The sequence below is a fragment of the Paenibacillus sp. BAC0078 genome (assembly GCF_054483875.1).
On record NZ_JBTLRW010000016.1, the window covers coordinates 128,512 to 145,161 of the forward strand.

Below are 16,650 nucleotides of genomic sequence, written 5' to 3' on the forward strand. Positions count from 1 at the left end.
ATGATTGCGTTCGACCATTATCAGCTACTGGAGACCATTTCCGATAACTACATAAAATCAGTTTACAGATGCCGTGATGCCTTAACTGGTGATACGGTAATCCTGAAGGTGCTCAAGTCGGAGTTTTCCGGGACTGAAGCTGTGCTGCGGTTCAAGCAGGAGTATAAGCTGCTCACAGAGCTAAGCGAAAACATGCACGGTGTTATCAAGCCCTACAAGCTGGTGGAGCACAGCAGTTCTTGTGTGATGGTGCTGGAGGATATCGGGGGGCGTTCACTCAAGAGAATTATGGCAGAGGAAAGCTTGGGCCAAGAGACGCTTCTGCAGCTTGCAGTCAAGGTCGTGGACATCCTCGGGGCGATTCATGAACAGAACGTGATCCATAAGGATATCAAACCCTCCAACATTATATGGAACAGAGAGCGGGACATTGTTCAGATTATAGATTTTGACCTCGCCGTGAGGCTCACCAGGGAGAAACGGGATTTTCAGAACAGCGGTGTGCTGGAAGGAAGCTTGCAGTATATTTCTCCGGAGCAGACGGGCAGAATGAACCGGAATATCGACTACCGCAGTGATTATTATTCGCTGGGGGTCGTCCTGTATGAGATGATGACCGGAACGAAGCCTTACGCCGCAGAGGAGATGCTGGAGCAGATTTATTCCATTATCGCCAAAGAAGCGGTTCCGCCTTACAAAGCTACCGGAGGCAAGGTATCCAGCGCCCTGTCGGCTGTGATCATGAAGCTGATGGAGAAATCCTCGGAAGACAGATACCATAGCGCCTACGGGATCAAAGCCGATCTGAAGAAATGCCTTGCCGGACAGGAGAGTTTTGTGGTTGGCGCGGAGGACCGGCTAAATATTTTTCGGATTCCGCAGAAAATATACGGGCGCGAGCAGGAAACCACACGCCTCGTCGATGCGTTCCGCAGAAGTGTCAGAGGCAATCCCCAACTGATGCTTGTCACCGGTGAAGCCGGTGTGGGCAAAACCGCTCTGGTGCATGAGCTGCACAAGTACATCAGCCAGGAGAAGGGATTGTTTGCTGAAGGGAAGTTCGACCAGTACAACAAAAATATCCCTTACAGCGCGCTGATTCAGGCTTTCCGAAGATTGATCAGCCAGTTGCAGGGCAGCCCGGATGAGGAGCACAAAGATTATGTTAAGCGTTCCTTGACCAAAGCTCTGGACGGAAATGGCAATCTGATTGCCGCGCTCATCCCGGAGCTTGCAGACTTACTTGGCGTCCAGCCGGAGATGGAGCCGCTTAACCCTGCGGAGGAAACAAACCGTTTCTTTCTCACCTTTGCCAAGTTCATTGAAGGAATCACGCGAAATGAAAGACCGCTGGTCCTGTTTCTGGATGATGTCCAGTGGGCGGATTACTCCAGCCTCCAGCTTGTAGAAAGACTTGTGCTGGACCACCAGTTGCGCAGAGTCTTTATCGTCTGCTCTTATCGGCAGAATGAAATTCATGAGGGTCACCCGCTGTTTGGTGCCATCGCCAAAATCGAGAAAAGCCGCGAGGTTGGAAGCATTACACTGAACCCCTTGTCCGAGGACAAGCTGGGGCGCTTGATCGCCGATACTTTGTACACATCTAAGAGCCGTGTGCAGAAGCTTACGGAAGTGATATACAAGCGGACAAAAGGCAACTCTTTTTTTACGAATGAAATTCTGAAGGATTTATATAAAAACGGTTATTTGTACTTTGACGATGTGCAGGGTATATGGGATTGGCAGCTTGAGCAGATCCTCTCCCTGCCGGTGAATGAGAATGTTGTCGATTTTCTGATGCTGAGGCAGCAGGAATTGCCGGAGGATGTACAGCGGATTTTGATGTTAAGCGCCGCGATAGGCAATGTGTTCGATTTTGGCATCCTGGCCTTGATTGCGGAAGAGCCGCTTGAAGTCATTGTCCGTGCGTTTGCGAAGACTGTGGAGGAGGAGTTCATTCTTCCGGTGGATCACCGGTACGGGTTGATTTCCGGCTTCCTGGCGGAACCGGAGCCAGATATGCTAGGCCGGATGAACCTCCAGTTCCGCTTTGCCCATGACAGGATTCAGCAGGCCTTTTACCAGAAGCTTGACTCCGGCAAAAGTGGAGGACTGCATCTGGCGATTGGCCGTTTGCTGATTAAACACCTGCCTCCTGAAGAAGCGGAAGAAAGAATCGTTGATATAGCCTCGCATTTGAACAAAGGTCTGGAAGGGCTTGTGGATAAAGCTGATATCAACGATGTCATTGGGATTAACCTGAAGGCCGCACGCAAGGCCAAGTCTGCTTTTGGTTATGACTCGGCCTTCAAGCTGCTTACAGCAGCCATCAGTCTGCTGCAGGAGGATGCCTGGGAAGAGAATGCAGCGCGAACAGCGGAAATCTATGAGCTGTATGCGGAGTGCGGCTATCTGACCCATCAGGTGGAAGCTGCCGATGCAGCTTGCAGGGAGCTGATTAAGCATACGAACGACAGGTTTGCCCTGGCCCAAATCTATGAAATGCAGGCCAATCACTATATGTATCTGGGGATGATGAAGGAATCCATCGACTCCGGCAAACGGGGGCTGTCGGCACTCGGCATCAAAATTCCGGCAAAGGTAGGCATGGCCTCGGTTCTAACCGAGCTGGCAAAGATCAAATTAGCGCTGCGCGGGAGAACTGTCGAGAGCATCTTTGAAGCTCCGGAGATGAAGGACCCGGAAATAAAGCTGACTATGCGGCTGCTGATCAATTTTATCCCTCCAGCCTTTATTTCCGGGGAGACCTCCCTGTTTGGCTTCGCGGTGCTGAAGAAGGTCGGGCTGACGCTGAAATATGGCAATTCGCCTGAATCCGCACTCGCTTTTATCGGGTATGCCATGCTGCTGTCCGGGTTCGGCGATATTAAGGGAGCGTTCGACTATGGCCGGCTGGGCGTCCGGATTAATGACAGGTTCCATGATCTGCAGTGGAAAGGGGCCGCAATTGTATTATATACGCTGTTCTGCCATGCCTGGACCGAGCCATGGGACACGCTGCAGGAATGGTTCACCACCTCTATCGAAGCCAGTCTGCGGACAGGGGATTTGCTCTATCTAGCCCACTCTTGCTTCTATGTGAATCTCTGGAACCCAACGCTTGATATTGCTGCGAATTTGCAGGAGAGCGACAGAACGATTGCCATGATCGAGAATACCAAATACAAGGAATCACTTGCGACCGCGCTACTGGCCCGGCAGTATTTGCTTAATTTGTCCGGAGAGCTGGAGAACAATCTTTCTTTTGACAGTGAATCGTTCAGTGAAAGGGATTATCTGCGGGAGCTGGAAGAAGCCAAATATTATTCGGGGATTGCGATTTACTATATCTATAAAATGAAGCTGCTGTTCACTTATGAAAGCTACACTGAGTCTTTGGAATACATTGAGAAGGCCTACCCGATTATCGGCACGCTGGCCGGCTCGGTATTTATGGAAGAATTCTCGCTTTACACATTCCTGAATCTGGCTTATATCTATAAGCAACTGGGCGGGTATGAGAAGAGAAAAGCCAGAGCCAGAATGCGCAAGGAATACAGCCGGATGCAAAAATGGGCCAAGCATGCTCCCGGGACCTTCCGCCAGCATGAGCTACTTATGAAGGCCGAATGGGCCAGAATCTCGGGCAAGGACGATGAGGCAGGCTATTACTACGACTTGGCCATTGAGACCAGCGAGCAAGGCGGCTTCGTACGGTATAAGGCGCTCACGAGTGAGCTGGCGGCCCGCTTTTATTACAACAAGGATTACAAGGAGTTCGCTGCTTATCTGCTGAGACAATCCGTATATTATTATTCGCTCTGGGGGGCAAAAGGGAAGGTCCGCTTTCTCAATAACCGATACCCGGAGATCGTCCGGAAAATATCCACCAAGGAATTCCTGCATGGACGCACAGTTACGGATTATTCCGAAAGCATAGATTTGAATTCGATGATTCTAGCCTCACAGGCCATTTCCAAAGAAATTGAGCTGAACAACCTGCTGGCAGCGCTGATGGAAATCGTCATTAAAAATGCCGGAGCGCAAAGAGGCTGTATCCTGATGACCTCCAAGACGAATCTGCTGGTTGAAGGCGAATACCGCCCGGAGGATGATAAAATTTCTGTGGCCGTGCATGACCGTAGGGCGTTTGAGCCTTTGCCGTATTCGATCCTGAAGCAGGTGGAGGAAAGCAGGGAAAGCCTGATCTACAAAGATGCGTTCTCGGAGACTCCGTTCGTCAATGATCCGTATATTGTCAAGCATCGGCCGAAATCCATGGTCTGCATGCCGCTGATCAACCAGAACAAGACCATTGCGATCATTTATCTGGAAAACAACCTGTTAACGGGTGTATTTACGGAGGAGCGGATGAAGATCATCAATCTTTTGTCCCGGGAAATGGTCTTCTCGCTGGAAAATGCTACGCTCTATTCGGAGCTGGAGCGCTCGGAGGAGAAATACCGCGAGCTGGTCAACAATCTGCAGGACGGCATCTTTATTACGCAGGACAAAATATGCAAATATGTGAATGAAGCCTTGGCGCAAATGCTCGGATATGAGATCGAAGAGATGCTGGAGCAGCCCTTTGAGAATTTCGTCAGCCCCTCTGAACGGGAGAAGGTCATGCACTATTACGCCAGAAGGGTAGAGGGCAAGCAGGCTCCCTATGAATATGAAACTACATTAATGCATAAAGATCAGGCCCGCGAGGTGATTGTGATTCACAAGGTCACACGGGTCAACTATTTGAACCGGCCGGCGATTCAGGGAACGGTGAAGGATATCACGGAGCGCAAAAAAGCGGAAGGGGAGCTGCTCAGGCATAAGGAGCATCTGGAGGAGCTGGTTGCGGAACGTACAAGGGAGCTGGAGCTGAACAATGAGGAGCTGAACAAGTACATTCACCTGATCGAACAAATCTCCATCACCGATGAGCTGACGGGACTGTACAATCGCAGATACTTCAATAAAGTGTTCCTGGAGGAAGTGGAGAAGGCCGCTGCACAGTCGCAATACCTGACCTATCTGATGATGGATATCGACTATTTCAAGAAATACAATGATACCTACGGGCACTACGAAGGTGATACGGTATTGCGGAGAGTGGGAGCCTTGCTGCAGGAGCTGGCAGCGCGGGCGGACGGGTATGCGTTCCGGCTTGGAGGGGAAGAATTCGGCATCGTCATCACCGGCTTCACTCCCCGGCAGTCGCGCGAATATGCCGAGAGCCTCAGAAGAAGCATTGCCGAGCTGCAGATCCAGCATGCGCTTAGTGAGGATTACGGAATTATCACAGTCTCCATCGGGGTTGCCGCTGTCCGCGTGGATAACCACCGGGAAGAGGACATTTACAAGCTTGGCGATGACGCACTGTATCAATCCAAGTCGGAAGGCAGGAATTGTGTGACTCTGCTTCAGTAATGGAAGTTTGCACCGTCAAGGGTAATTTCTCCGTTTTTTGCAGATACTCCTCCTAAAAAGGACGGGGAGGGTGCTGCCATGGAGCGTGGCAAGAAAGGATTATCGGTGTGGGGGCTTACGATGCTTGCACTGGGGACGGTGGTGGGCGGCTCGTTTTTTCTTGGCTCGTCGGTAGCGATCCGCGCGGCCGGGCCGTCTGTGCTGTTGTCCTATGTGATCGGCGGGATACTGGTGTATTTCATATTATCCGCATTATCGGAAATGACCGTGGCGAATCCGGTGGCCGGCTCTTTCCGGACGTATACAGAGCAGGCCTTCGGCCGGGGAGCGGGCTTCACCGTGGGCTGGGTCTATTGGACAGGGCTTGTACTCGCAATGTCCAGCGAAGCTACAGCGGTATCCATTCTGCTGCGGGGCTGGTTTCCCGCCTTGCCGCTGTCACTGCTCGGGTCGGGAATTATTGTGGGTGTGACGCTGCTCAACCTGCTCGGCGCAGAACGGCTGAGCAAGCTGGAGAGCAGCCTTGCCGCGTTTAAGCTGCTTGCAATTGCTGCATTTGTAATCCTTGCCGTGGCTCTGATCTTGGGAATCGGCAGCAGAGCTGTAGGCTTCGGCGTTGTACGTGGACAGAGCTTTCTGCCGGGAGGAATTGCCGGAATCGCCGGGAGCATGCTGATGGTTATGTTCACCTATGCCGGGTTTGAGGTGCTTGGTCTTGCGGCATCGGAGACGGCCAATCCGGGGGTGACCATCCCCAAAGCGATCAGATATACGATTGTGCTCCTGGTCGGCTTGTATTTAAGTGCTATAGCTGCGCTGTTTCTGCTTCTGCCGCCTGCTCAGGTGTCGGAGCAGGTTAGTCCTTTTGTATCGGCATTAAGCCTGTATGGCCTAGGGTGGACCGGAAACGTGATGAACATTGTGCTGGTATCGGCCATTCTCTCGACGATGCTGGCCTCTGTATTCGGTCTGGGCCGGATGCTGCGGTCATTGGCTGAGGAAGGCCATACTCCGGATTGGATGCGGGACCGTGCAGCTATTCCGTACCGGGGCATCCTGATCTCCGGGAGCGCGATGCTTGCCGGTCTGTGGCTAGGCATGCTGCTGCCGCAGGGTGTCTACCTCTTCCTGGTCAGCTCCGGCGGCTTTTCTCTGCTGTTCTCGTATGTTGTTATCATGGCCAGCCATTACCGGCTGCGAAAACGGCATGGCGGTCCGTTAACCGGGGGGAATGGCCTGCGCGGTTATCCCTACACCTCCTGGATTGCTATCGCAAGTCTGGCCGCCATTCTGGCCAGCATGCCGCTGATTCCCGGACAAGGCGGAGGGCTCGCCGCCGGAGTGATGTTTGTTGTGTTTTTCTCGGGGATATATGCTGTAGGATCACTGAGGAAGGCAAGGGAACCGGGAAGAGTGCGGAAGCCCTTGCTGCAGGTGCCTGCCATGAGAGCACAGATGGAGGCCTCGGAGGAGCTGGAAGGGAAGAAGGAACGGAAATAGAAGAGAGAAGGGCTTCCATTAAGTAAGCGGATTTTTCCGCTTACAGGGAAGCTCTTTTTTTGTCCCTGAATAGCGTCTTAAAAATCATTCTGCCGAATAAGATTAGGTGATGCGGGACTCTGCAGACGATCCAAACCTGAGTAAAGGGGGAGCTATTATGCATCCGGCTACAACCTATGCGGCAACTGTCGATCCCCAGACCTTCATGACCTTTAGGGCGCTTGTTGAAGCGATCATCCCCGGTTCACCGGTGACCTGCGCAGACGAGGCGGAGCAAGCGGCCGGAGCCGCCTATTTGTGCATTCACGAGTATATGATCTGGGAGCTGGACCACAGTCTTTCGCTTGTGCTGGGATTTTATTTGACGGTTATTCCGCTATCCTGCTCTACCGCAAGACTCCTCGATGCTGGAGCGGTACAGCTTGCGGCTTCGGGGCATATGCAGTATGCGCCAAACCACCTGCTATGGCGGAGCAGTCCGTTTGCCTCGCTTTGCCCGCCTGACCGGATTCGTGTGCTTGCAATACTGGAGCAAATGAAGGTTGATCTGGGAACCTTGCCGCCCCCTTACCGGGATGATGGAGGTCTTGTCCGGTATATGGTTGATTTTCTCACCAGGCAAACGATGTTTGGAAATTACTCGGAATGGTCAGCTTACGGGACGACCCGGCTTCGAACGCCGACTGAACGAAGGCTGGAATATTTCCCGGTCAGCTGGAAACAGGTAGGCTATCCGGGAGTAGTCCCGGGCTACCGGGTTCTCCTTGGCAATATGCTGACCATCGAGCGTAAGGGAGGGGAATCCACTATTGTATGAGGCAGAGGCAATGTTCGATGCTGATGTGATTGTCATTGGGTCCGGCGGCGGAGGCGCCGTTGCGGCGAAGGAGCTTGGCGAAGCAGGCTTGAAAGTGCTGGTACTCGAAGCCGGCCCCTGGTACGGAAACAAAAAATGGGAGAATCCTAACAGCGAGCGTGGCGGAGAATGGAGCTCCGATTATAAGGATTTGGATGTAGGGATATACAAGAAGATCTTCAATGCGTATGAAAATAATATGAACGATGTGGTGTCTGGCGCATTCCGTTTTGGTCCTGCCGACCGCCGCCGTACGCCCTGGCACCGGGTTATGCGCCAGACAGGTGACATTTGGCAGGCATCCGGCGTGGGAGGAACGACCCAACACTACTGGAGCCAGTCCCCGCGCGCTTTTCCCGTTGCTGTGGATAATATTTGGCCGATCAGCTACCGGGAGCTGATGCCCTATTATGAGAAAGCGGAAGCCACGCTACCTGTTCAGTTTTCGCCCACAACGCCCAAGGAAGAGCTTTTTTACTATGGTGCCAAAAAAGCAGGCTGGCCGCTCATTCCCACACTCAATGTCACGACTCCAGGCTACCGTCCGAATCCGAATGCGATTTTGCCGCCGAACGATCATCTGATGGACCCGAATTATTCACTTGAGCAATTATCCGCCATGGAAGGGTGTACCCTGAAGGGCAATTGTGTCAATGGCTGCTCATCCGGGCCGTCCGTTGATAAAATCGCTAAACGAAGCACCCTTGTCAGCTACATCCCGCTCGCGCTGAAAACCGGAAATGTCGCCATCCGGCCCAACTCCTTCGCGATCAAAATTTTAACGGCACATGATCCCAAGGGAGGACTGCGTGCTTCAGGCGTACAGTTTCGGGATACTTGGACTGGGGAAGTCGGCGAGTTAACCGCCAGAACGGTTGTTATGGCTGCCGGCTGCATCGAGACGCCGCGCCTCTGGCTCAATTCGGGGCTGCCTCAGAACGAATGGGTGGGAAGAGGACTGACCAATCATTGCTTCGACTGGGTTGCGGGCGTATTCGATGAAAAGGATCTGATGAGCATTATGGGCCTGCCGTCAGTCTATCCGTACGCCGGTCACACCTCGGGGGCCAGGGTCGATATTCCGGGAACGGGGATATTCCAGGTTTCCTGCTTAAGCCCGGGAATCATGTCGTTCCTGACCTATGGCTTCAGTGAAGGGGGATTTGATGCCCTTAATCCGCCGGAGCCGGGAGCGCCGTGGAATATTCGCGGCCGTGTCGTCGGTCCCAAGCTGAAAGAGCTGATGATGAACTATAGCCGGACGATGAGCATGCTGCTCCTTACGGATGATGAGACGCTGTACCGCAACAGGGTTGAGGTCGATCCGCTGCTGAAAGACGAGAACGGACCGATACCGGTCATTCATTATTCTCCCAGTGTCAAGACGCTCAAGAGACGTGACCGGCTGGCGAGATATGCTTCAGAAACGCTGCAGCAAGCCGGTGCCAGAACGATTATCCGCTCGGATACGCCCTTTTCCTTCCTGCTCCACCTTGAGAGCACGATGCGGATGGGGTATGTCACCGATACGAACTGTGAGGCTTATCAAGTGAGCCGTTTGTTCATCGCCGATAACAGCGTACACTTCAACGGTATCGGCGGTCCAAATCCAACGCTGACAACACAGGCGCTGGCCACCCGGACAGCAGAGAAAATCGTCACCAAGTATTTTGCCTAGCTGCCCCATGCGGTGGTGTAATACAGAACGGTCCCTGATAATGCGACGATAAGCAAAAAGGCGATTGCTTTTCCGAGCACCTTCATGTTTCTTGCGCCCCTTTTCGTATGTATTCTTTTGTCATGCAAGAAGTATGCACGGCGGGAGGCAAAATATACCTTCCTTATGCCCACCAAGGGCTATCTCACATGCTTTGGAAAAAGCCTGGGGGATAGCTCTTGTTTTTTGGCACCACACCTCATGGTATTTCATTCCGAATAATCCAATAATGGATGGGGAACGTTATATTCGAAAGGGGTGGCATATGAAAACGAAAAAAAGAGTATCCGATCCTTTCGATAAAAAGTTACGAGAATTAGAAAAAACAACTGAACTTACGATTTCCAGCAACCTGGATGACAACGAAGCAGCCATCAATCAATTATTCACCAATTGCTCTGATCTTGTTGTGCGCAGACTTCATATGCTTGGCTCCATTCCGGGTATGGCGGTTTATCTGGATGTCTTAGTCGATGATCACATTTGGGACGACGGTTTCTTGGAGCCTTTGATGCAGCCGGAAGCCGTGTCAAGTAGCAACCCTCCCCAGCTCTATGAAATGCTGAAATTCAAATTAGCTTCCATCGTTCAACCCCATGTCGTCACGAGTATGAATGAAATCGTTCAAGCCATCGTAAGAGGAGAAGTGATCCTATTCGTTGAATCCCTGGCGGAAGTGTTCTCGTTTGCACTTAAGAACAAGCTGCATCGCCCGCTGGAGGAACCTTCGACGGAGGCGGTTATTCGCGGTCCACGCTATGGATTTATCGAGAAGCTCGACATCAATATTGCGCTCATTCGTCAGCGGATCCGTACGCCGCGGCTGAAAATTGTGAAGCTGTGCGCAGGAGGACTATCCCAGACTGAAGTGGCGATTGTCTATATTGAGGATATAGCAAAGCAGAGTGTAGTTGAAGACTTAAAGAAACGGATAGCCAGTATCAGCATGGAAAGCGTGCTGGAAACCGGCTATATTGAGGATTTGATCAGCGACCATCCCAATTCGCCCTTTCCAACCATGCAGGCGACGCAAAGGCCCGATTTGGTATCAGCTTCTCTGGTCGAAGGCAAAGTAGCGGTTCTCGTTAACGGTTCGCCAATGGTACTTGTTCTGCCCATTACTTTCTGGTTCGGGTTTCAGGCGACGGAGGACTATTATATTAACTTCATCTACGCTACGATGCTGCGATGGCTGAGGTATCTATTCGCATTTCTGGCGATGGCGCTCCCTTCGTTATATATTGCGGTCACGACCTATCATCAGGAAATGATCCCGACAAGCTTGGCCCTCAGTCTTGCGGCGGCGCGGGAGGTCGTACCGTTCCCGGCAATGGTAGAGGCTCTGATCATGGAAATCACATTTGAGGCGCTCCGCGAGGCGGGGGTCCGCCTTCCCCGTCCGGTCGGCCAGACGATCAGTATTGTGGGAGCATTGGTCATCGGACAGGCCGCCGTTCAGGCAGGCATTATTTCTGCTCCCAAAATCATCATCGTATCCATAACAGGAATCGCCTCTTTTCTCATTCCCAATCCAGGCATGAGCCAGGCGATCAGCATTATTCGGTTTCCACTTATGATTTTAGCCGCAACCTTCGGCCTGTATGGTGTCGGAATTGGCTTGATTGCCATCTTGATCCACCTGGTAAACCTGCAATCCTTCGGTGTACCCTATATGGCGCCGCTCGCACCGTTCAGCTACTCGGGACTTGCGGATACATTGATCCGTGCCCCGTGGCGGATGATGCAGAGGCGCCGGCAGCTGATAAAGCGACGATTGGAGTGAAGGAAGACAATGATCAGAACTTCACTTACAAGCAGGTTCCTGATTATTCTCGGCATCCTCGCTTTAACAACCGGCTGCTGGGACCGCAAGGAAATGGACGATCTTGCTTTGGTTATGGCCAGCGGAATTGATCTTGCGGATGACGGACAGATCGAGCTTACCCTGCAGATCGCACTTCCAACAGGAATTCCCAGTGCCGTACAGTCCGGAGGAAAAGGCCACAAATCCTTTTTCGTCATCTCGGCGAAAGGCATCAGCGCGTCTGAAGCTTCAGGCCGTTTGCAGCAGCAATTGTCCCGTGCCATCTACTTCGGACATCGAGGAGTCGTCGTGATCGGGGAGCAATGTGCCCGGAGAGGATTAAGACAATTGCTGGATACATTCACCCGGTTACCCGAGAGCCGCTACAACGGCTACGTGGTGACAGCTTATGGAACTACAGCCAAAGAAATTTTGAATACGCCCTATCAGCTAGAGCTCATTCCGGGAATCGGCATTACCAAAATCCAATCCAGCAAACTAAGTCTCCCCGTCAAAATTGACGATTTTGTGAATGCCCTTGCCTCGTCCGGGAGATCACCGGTGACTGCCGCTATCAGGATCATTCATAAAGACACAGATAAGGAATCGTTCGATATCGACCGGGCTGCAGTATACCGGGGAAACAAATTAGCCGGATTTCTGGAACCCGAAGAATTTAAGATATTGCGCTGGTGGATAGGGGAGACCTATCATATGAGATATATTGCGCAGGTGGAGCCGGAAAATGAACAGTACCGGGGAACAGTTAGCGTCGAATTTCTGCACAGCAGCGCGAAGATACGCACTTCTATCAAGAACGGAATGCCGGAAGTGAGGACCTCGTTTCATGCAGTAGTACGGGCGATTGATAACGATACGAGTCTGGACTTGAGCAAAATTAATAATATTAAGCGTGTGGAAAGAGAAGTGTCAAAACTAATTAATTCCGAAATCAAGAGCATGATTGCACATCTGCAGCAAGAATTGAAGTCGGATATCCTCGGTATAGGAGAGGAAATTCACATAGAGCATCCTTATACCTGGAAGAAAATAAAGGATAAATGGACTGACATTTATCCTGTCGTTCCCGTGACTGCCGATGTTGATATTAAGATCCAGCGAATGGGAAAAACTCAAGCACCTGCACATAAGAAAACAATAGAATGACCATCAACAGGCAGAGGATTGTTTACGATGAAGATGAAATTGACGGGTATACAGGTTTTTTGGATCATCATGATCATGGACCTCGGCATGACGCTGGTCATGACGCTTAACCCAAGCCTGGCGGCTGCGAAGCAGGACGCATGGATTTCCATCGTCGCAGCCGGATGTATCGCAATGCTGATCGCTTTGGTAGCGACGCTAGCCGCGCATCTCTACCCCGGACAGACATTAATCGAATACAGTCAAACGATTCTTGGCGCATGGCTCGGCAAAGCTGTGATTGTAATCTATTTGGTCCAATGGTATACGATCACCCCGATTGTGCTCCGTCAATTCTCCGATTTGGTTCAAATCATGCTGCTTCAGGGGACGCCACAGGAAGCTATCATACTCCTGATGGTCTTGCTGATCGTCTATGCGACCTATGCGGGAGGGATTGAAGGCATTGGCCGCTGCGGCGAGTTTCTGGGGCCGCTCATTCTGGTCATGGTCTGTCTTGTACTGATTGCGAGCATCAACAATGTTCACTTGAAAAACATTCTCCCCATATACGCGGATAGCGGGATGGGAGGCATACTGGGCGGCGCGCTCGCCCCCGCCTCTTATCTCGGACATTCCGTTGAATATCTCATGTTTGCATCCTTTATGACGAAGCCGCGCAAAGGAGCCCCATACGTATTCGGAGCAGTGATTATCGCGGTTTTCTTTGTACTGTTGACCACGTTTATGGTCATCTTCACGATAGGGATCAATTCTGCGTCTAACATGTGGTACCCATTTTTCGAGATGACCAAAAAGATCTCGCTGTTCGGCTTCATTGATAATTTCGACGCGATTCCGGTCGTAATATGGATCGCCAGTGTGTTCCTCAAATTGGCTGTACTTCTCTTCCTGATGAGCTATGGAACCGCCCAATTTTTACATGTCCGCAACTGGCGGACCATGATTTGGTTCATTGCCCCGGTTATGTTTGTATTCGCGTTAATTCCCCAAAATGTGACCGAGGCGACAACGAATTATTTGCAGCGTTACTGGGTGCCGGTTGCAATGCCTGTGAATATGCTCGGCCTGCCCTTACTCTTGTTTATTGTTGGCAAATGGAGACAAGGGAAAAGCCCGGCTGCAGCCAAGCAGTCTTAAGCAGCGGCAAACAGCCCGTGAGCATTCACGGGCTGTTAGTGCTGGGCAGCTTAGTATTCGTTGAACATGGCTGCAATTTCCTCGTACCCTGTGGTCTGGGTCAGCGCCAGCGACAGCAGAATCCGGGCCTTCTGCGGCACCAGACTGTTACAGGGAATCGAATTGGCGGAGAGGTCAATATAGGAATCCTTCAGCGTGATGCCGCTGGAAATCCGGGAGCAGCGGACGACCGGGATATTGTTGTTTTTGAGCTCGCCGACTTTATCAATCCAGGGCTTGCTGTAGATTCCGCCGCCTGCTCCGGCAATGATAATGCCTTTGGAGATGGTAGCCAGGTAATCCAGAATTCCCGGATTGGCATCGACATGGAAGTAAGCTACAGACACCTCCGGCAGCTCGGTCAGGGCTGAGACGTCAAATTGTGCGGCGGTGGTATGTTTTTTGAGCGACCGTGTATAGAAAAAGGCTTGACTGTCCCGCATATAGCCCAGACAGCCGAAATCCCGCTCATCGAAGGCGTTGGCCTTGAAGGTATTGACCTTCTGCACATCACGTCCGCTGTAGATTCCCTCGGCAAAAACAACCATTACTCCTTGTCCGCAGGCCTCAGGGTTGGCAGCTAGTGCCACCGATTGGTACAGGTTGAGCGGTCCGTCCGCACTGATCGCCGTGGCCGGGCGCATGGAGCCGGTGATGATCACCGGTTTGTCGGTTTTAAGCACCAGATTCAGGAAGTAGGAGGTCTCGTCAAGTGTATCGGTTCCATGTGTAATCACAAAACCGTGGACATCCTCTCTGAGTGCCAGCGTGTTGATTAATGCCGCCAGGGTAAGCCAGTGCTCGCTGGTAATGTCGGCGCTGCACAGATTGCTGATCTGCACACCCGCGCAATTGGCTACCCGTTCGAGGTGGGGAACACTGTCCAGCAGCTCCTGTATCGGCAACGCGCCGGGTTCATAATTCAAGGTTTTATGCGCTTCGCCGCTGCCGGCAATCGTGCCGCCGGTGGCGAGAATAACTACATTCTTCAGGCTGGGGTTATAGAAAGAGGAAGCGGTAAAATTCACTTCTGGAGCTGGAATTATCATCTACTTGTGTTCCTTTCAGATCAAATCATCATAAATGTATAAAATTTTGCTGAATGTATTATAACATACGATTTCCAGTTCAAAAGGTGTTTTTTTGTGGAGGAATGTTACAAACAATCCGTACTTTAGTATAAACCATACTATAGTATAATGAGGCTAATTATTAAGCTATAGTAAGGAGCTAAGAGCATGCTTACACTAGAGAGTAAAGATTATTTCAAAGGGCTGTCCCTGCTAAACCAAGTGAAAATAAACACACTCTTTGCCAGGGCTGTGCTGGAGGAGTGTGTGTCCGGGAAGGTCTACGTCGATGATCTGGACACGCCCCGTGCCTTTTATGTGGTTCATCCCTACGGGATGTCCTTACTGTTCGGAGATGCCGGCAATGAAGAGTTTAACCGCAGCCTGTATGATTACATAACGAATAAAGCGGGAATCCGCAATCACGCGGAATGGCTACAGGGCGATCCGTCGGGAGCATGGAGCCACCTGATAGATTCGATGCTTGCTGCCCATAACAGCACGGTGATTGGGAATGGGGATGAATCTGAAGCAGAAGACCCCCGGCAGATTCAGAAGAATACCAGAGTCAACTTTAGCTTTGACCGCGAAGCTTATCTGGCCGCCAAGAAGCGATTCTTTCGGCAGGATGCAGCTCTTGTGCGGACGGGAAAAGAACAGTTTCGCGAGCAGACCGGCTCTGTCCTTCCTCGCTTTTTCTGGCGGGACGAGGAGCATTTCCTGGCGGATGGCGTTGGCTATAGCATTCTGGAAGGGGACGAGGCAGCTTCTACCGCCTTTGCATCCTGCCGCACGGAGCATCAGCTAGAGATCGGGATAGAGACAGCCGGGGCTTACAGGGGCAAAGGATATGCGTTTACCGTATGCTCTGCCTTGATCGACTATTGTCTGGACCATGATCTTACGCCGGTATGGGCTTGCCGCTTGGAGAATCAAGGCTCCTACTATTTGGCGCAGAAGCTGGGCTTTAAGCCTTCACTAACGCTACCCTATTACCGGCTGCCCTGCTGAATCCTTAGGCTAAGCCCGCAGCAGGCAGACCCCGGCTAGAGCAAATCCCCCTGTCCGCATCAGCGGTACAGGGGGATTTGTTCTAGTCAAACATTGCAATTACAATCAGCCGTTCAGGCGCTTGTAATTGTCCGAGGCGATGCTGACAAGGGCAGTGTACAGAGGCTGAACATTGAACTTTTTGCCGAATTCGAACTTATAGGAAGCGGTCTGCAGATTATTGCTTTTGTGATAAGGAGAGGTGATGTAGTGCAGTGTTACCTCGCAATCATCAAAGCCGGTGCCGCCCGTTTCCATCGTGACCTCAAAAATGGAGGCGAGATGAATCGAAGCCACACGGGTCTTTTTGCCGGTTACGCCCTGGTGGTCAATCAGGATCAAACGTTCATCTGTAATAATAAAGGCGTCGCGGATTAATTTGAAGCCCATCTGAATTTGTTCCTGCGGCATAAGATAGGCCCCGTATTGGTTCTTTAGCTCCGGAATGGATACCTCCGAATAATTGCCTAATAACCCGCCAAACAAGTTAGCCATTACATTCCCTCCTGTTAGTTGTCCGTAGACCGGACTTGGTGTTACATGCACATTGTTAATATTCACCAAGCAGTGGCGAATTCCTTTTTTAACGGCCTTCTGAGATTCATCCCCTACCTCTGCAGGTAGGGGATGAATCTCGGTTAGGCGAAGCCTATATGCATTTTCTATTGTGTGTGCCCTTGGGCGTCAAATTCATCCTATCTTTTTCCAATAAGAGGATAGATGTTGGATGTTTGTGTGATATAATAGGAACATATGATCCGATCAAGGTGGTGACCTTTCGTGCAAATCACTTATCAGTTTCGCCTCTATCCAACTCCCAAACAGGAGCAACTCATGATTCGAACGTTGAGGTTGTGCCAGAAGCTGTACAATCGGGCTAAGG

Annotated in this window: 11 protein-coding genes; 9 read left to right on the forward strand and 2 right to left on the reverse strand. The window is 51.4% G+C overall.

Annotated elements, in window-relative coordinates; translation table 11 throughout:
- The 7 genes from ACX1DY_RS24130 (at nt 1) to ACX1DY_RS24160 (ending at nt 13,608) form a co-directional block, all read left to right on the forward strand.
- Nucleotides 1-5,424 carry a diguanylate cyclase gene (locus ACX1DY_RS24130; protein ID WP_458966742.1) on the forward strand — a complete coding sequence of 1,808 codons (5,424 nt, stop codon included), beginning with the start codon at nt 1-3 and terminating at the stop codon, nt 5,422-5,424.
- A gap of 78 nt (nt 5,425-5,502) precedes the next feature.
- Complete coding sequence (locus ACX1DY_RS24135; protein WP_458966743.1) at nt 5,503-6,924, forward strand: amino acid permease; 1,422 nt, start codon at nt 5,503-5,505, stop codon at nt 6,922-6,924.
- A 157-nt stretch (nt 6,925-7,081) separates the two neighbouring features.
- The gene (locus ACX1DY_RS24140; RefSeq protein WP_458966744.1) at nt 7,082-7,741 is read left to right on the forward strand and encodes a hypothetical protein; all 660 of its coding nucleotides are present in this window, start codon (nt 7,082-7,084) and stop codon (nt 7,739-7,741) included.
- 10 nt (nt 7,742-7,751) lie between these two features.
- Nucleotides 7,752-9,458, forward strand: coding sequence for a GMC family oxidoreductase N-terminal domain-containing protein (locus tag ACX1DY_RS24145; RefSeq protein ID WP_458966757.1), 1,707 nt, complete (start codon nt 7,752-7,754; stop codon nt 9,456-9,458).
- Nucleotides 9,459-9,762: 304 nt separating this feature from the next.
- Nucleotides 9,763-11,280 (forward strand): spore germination protein, encoded by a 1,518-nt coding sequence (locus ACX1DY_RS24150; RefSeq protein ID WP_458966745.1) that lies wholly within the window; start codon nt 9,763-9,765, stop codon nt 11,278-11,280.
- Nucleotides 11,281-11,289: 9 nt separating this feature from the next.
- Nucleotides 11,290-12,468, forward strand: a complete 1,179-nt coding sequence (locus ACX1DY_RS24155) for a Ger(x)C family spore germination protein (protein ID WP_458966746.1) — start codon at nt 11,290-11,292, stop codon at nt 12,466-12,468.
- Between the two features lie 27 nt (nt 12,469-12,495).
- The gene (locus tag ACX1DY_RS24160) at nt 12,496-13,608 is read left to right on the forward strand and encodes a GerAB/ArcD/ProY family transporter (RefSeq protein ID WP_458966747.1); all 1,113 of its coding nucleotides are present in this window, start codon (nt 12,496-12,498) and stop codon (nt 13,606-13,608) included.
- A gap of 50 nt (nt 13,609-13,658) precedes the next feature.
- Here the strand turns inward: ACX1DY_RS24160 and ACX1DY_RS24165 are convergent, their stop codons facing one another.
- Nucleotides 13,659-14,696: an asparaginase gene (locus ACX1DY_RS24165; RefSeq protein ID WP_458966748.1), complete on the reverse strand. Its 1,038-nt coding sequence runs from the start codon at nt 14,694-14,696 to the stop codon at nt 13,659-13,661.
- 189 nt (nt 14,697-14,885) lie between these two features.
- Between ACX1DY_RS24165 and ACX1DY_RS24170 the strand changes: the two genes are divergently transcribed.
- On the forward strand, nt 14,886-15,728 hold the full coding sequence (locus tag ACX1DY_RS24170) for a GNAT family N-acetyltransferase (protein ID WP_458966749.1): 843 nt from the start codon (nt 14,886-14,888) through the stop codon (nt 15,726-15,728).
- 105 nt (nt 15,729-15,833) lie between these two features.
- Here the strand turns inward: ACX1DY_RS24170 and ACX1DY_RS24175 are convergent, their stop codons facing one another.
- The gene (locus tag ACX1DY_RS24175; RefSeq protein WP_458966750.1) at nt 15,834-16,262 is read right to left on the reverse strand and encodes a PH domain-containing protein; all 429 of its coding nucleotides are present in this window, start codon (nt 16,260-16,262) and stop codon (nt 15,834-15,836) included.
- A gap of 285 nt (nt 16,263-16,547) precedes the next feature.
- Here ACX1DY_RS24175 and ACX1DY_RS24180 point away from each other — a divergent pair.
- On the forward strand, nt 16,548-16,650 hold a 103-nt coding region (locus tag ACX1DY_RS24180; RefSeq protein ID WP_458963903.1), incomplete at its 3' end, for a helix-turn-helix domain-containing protein.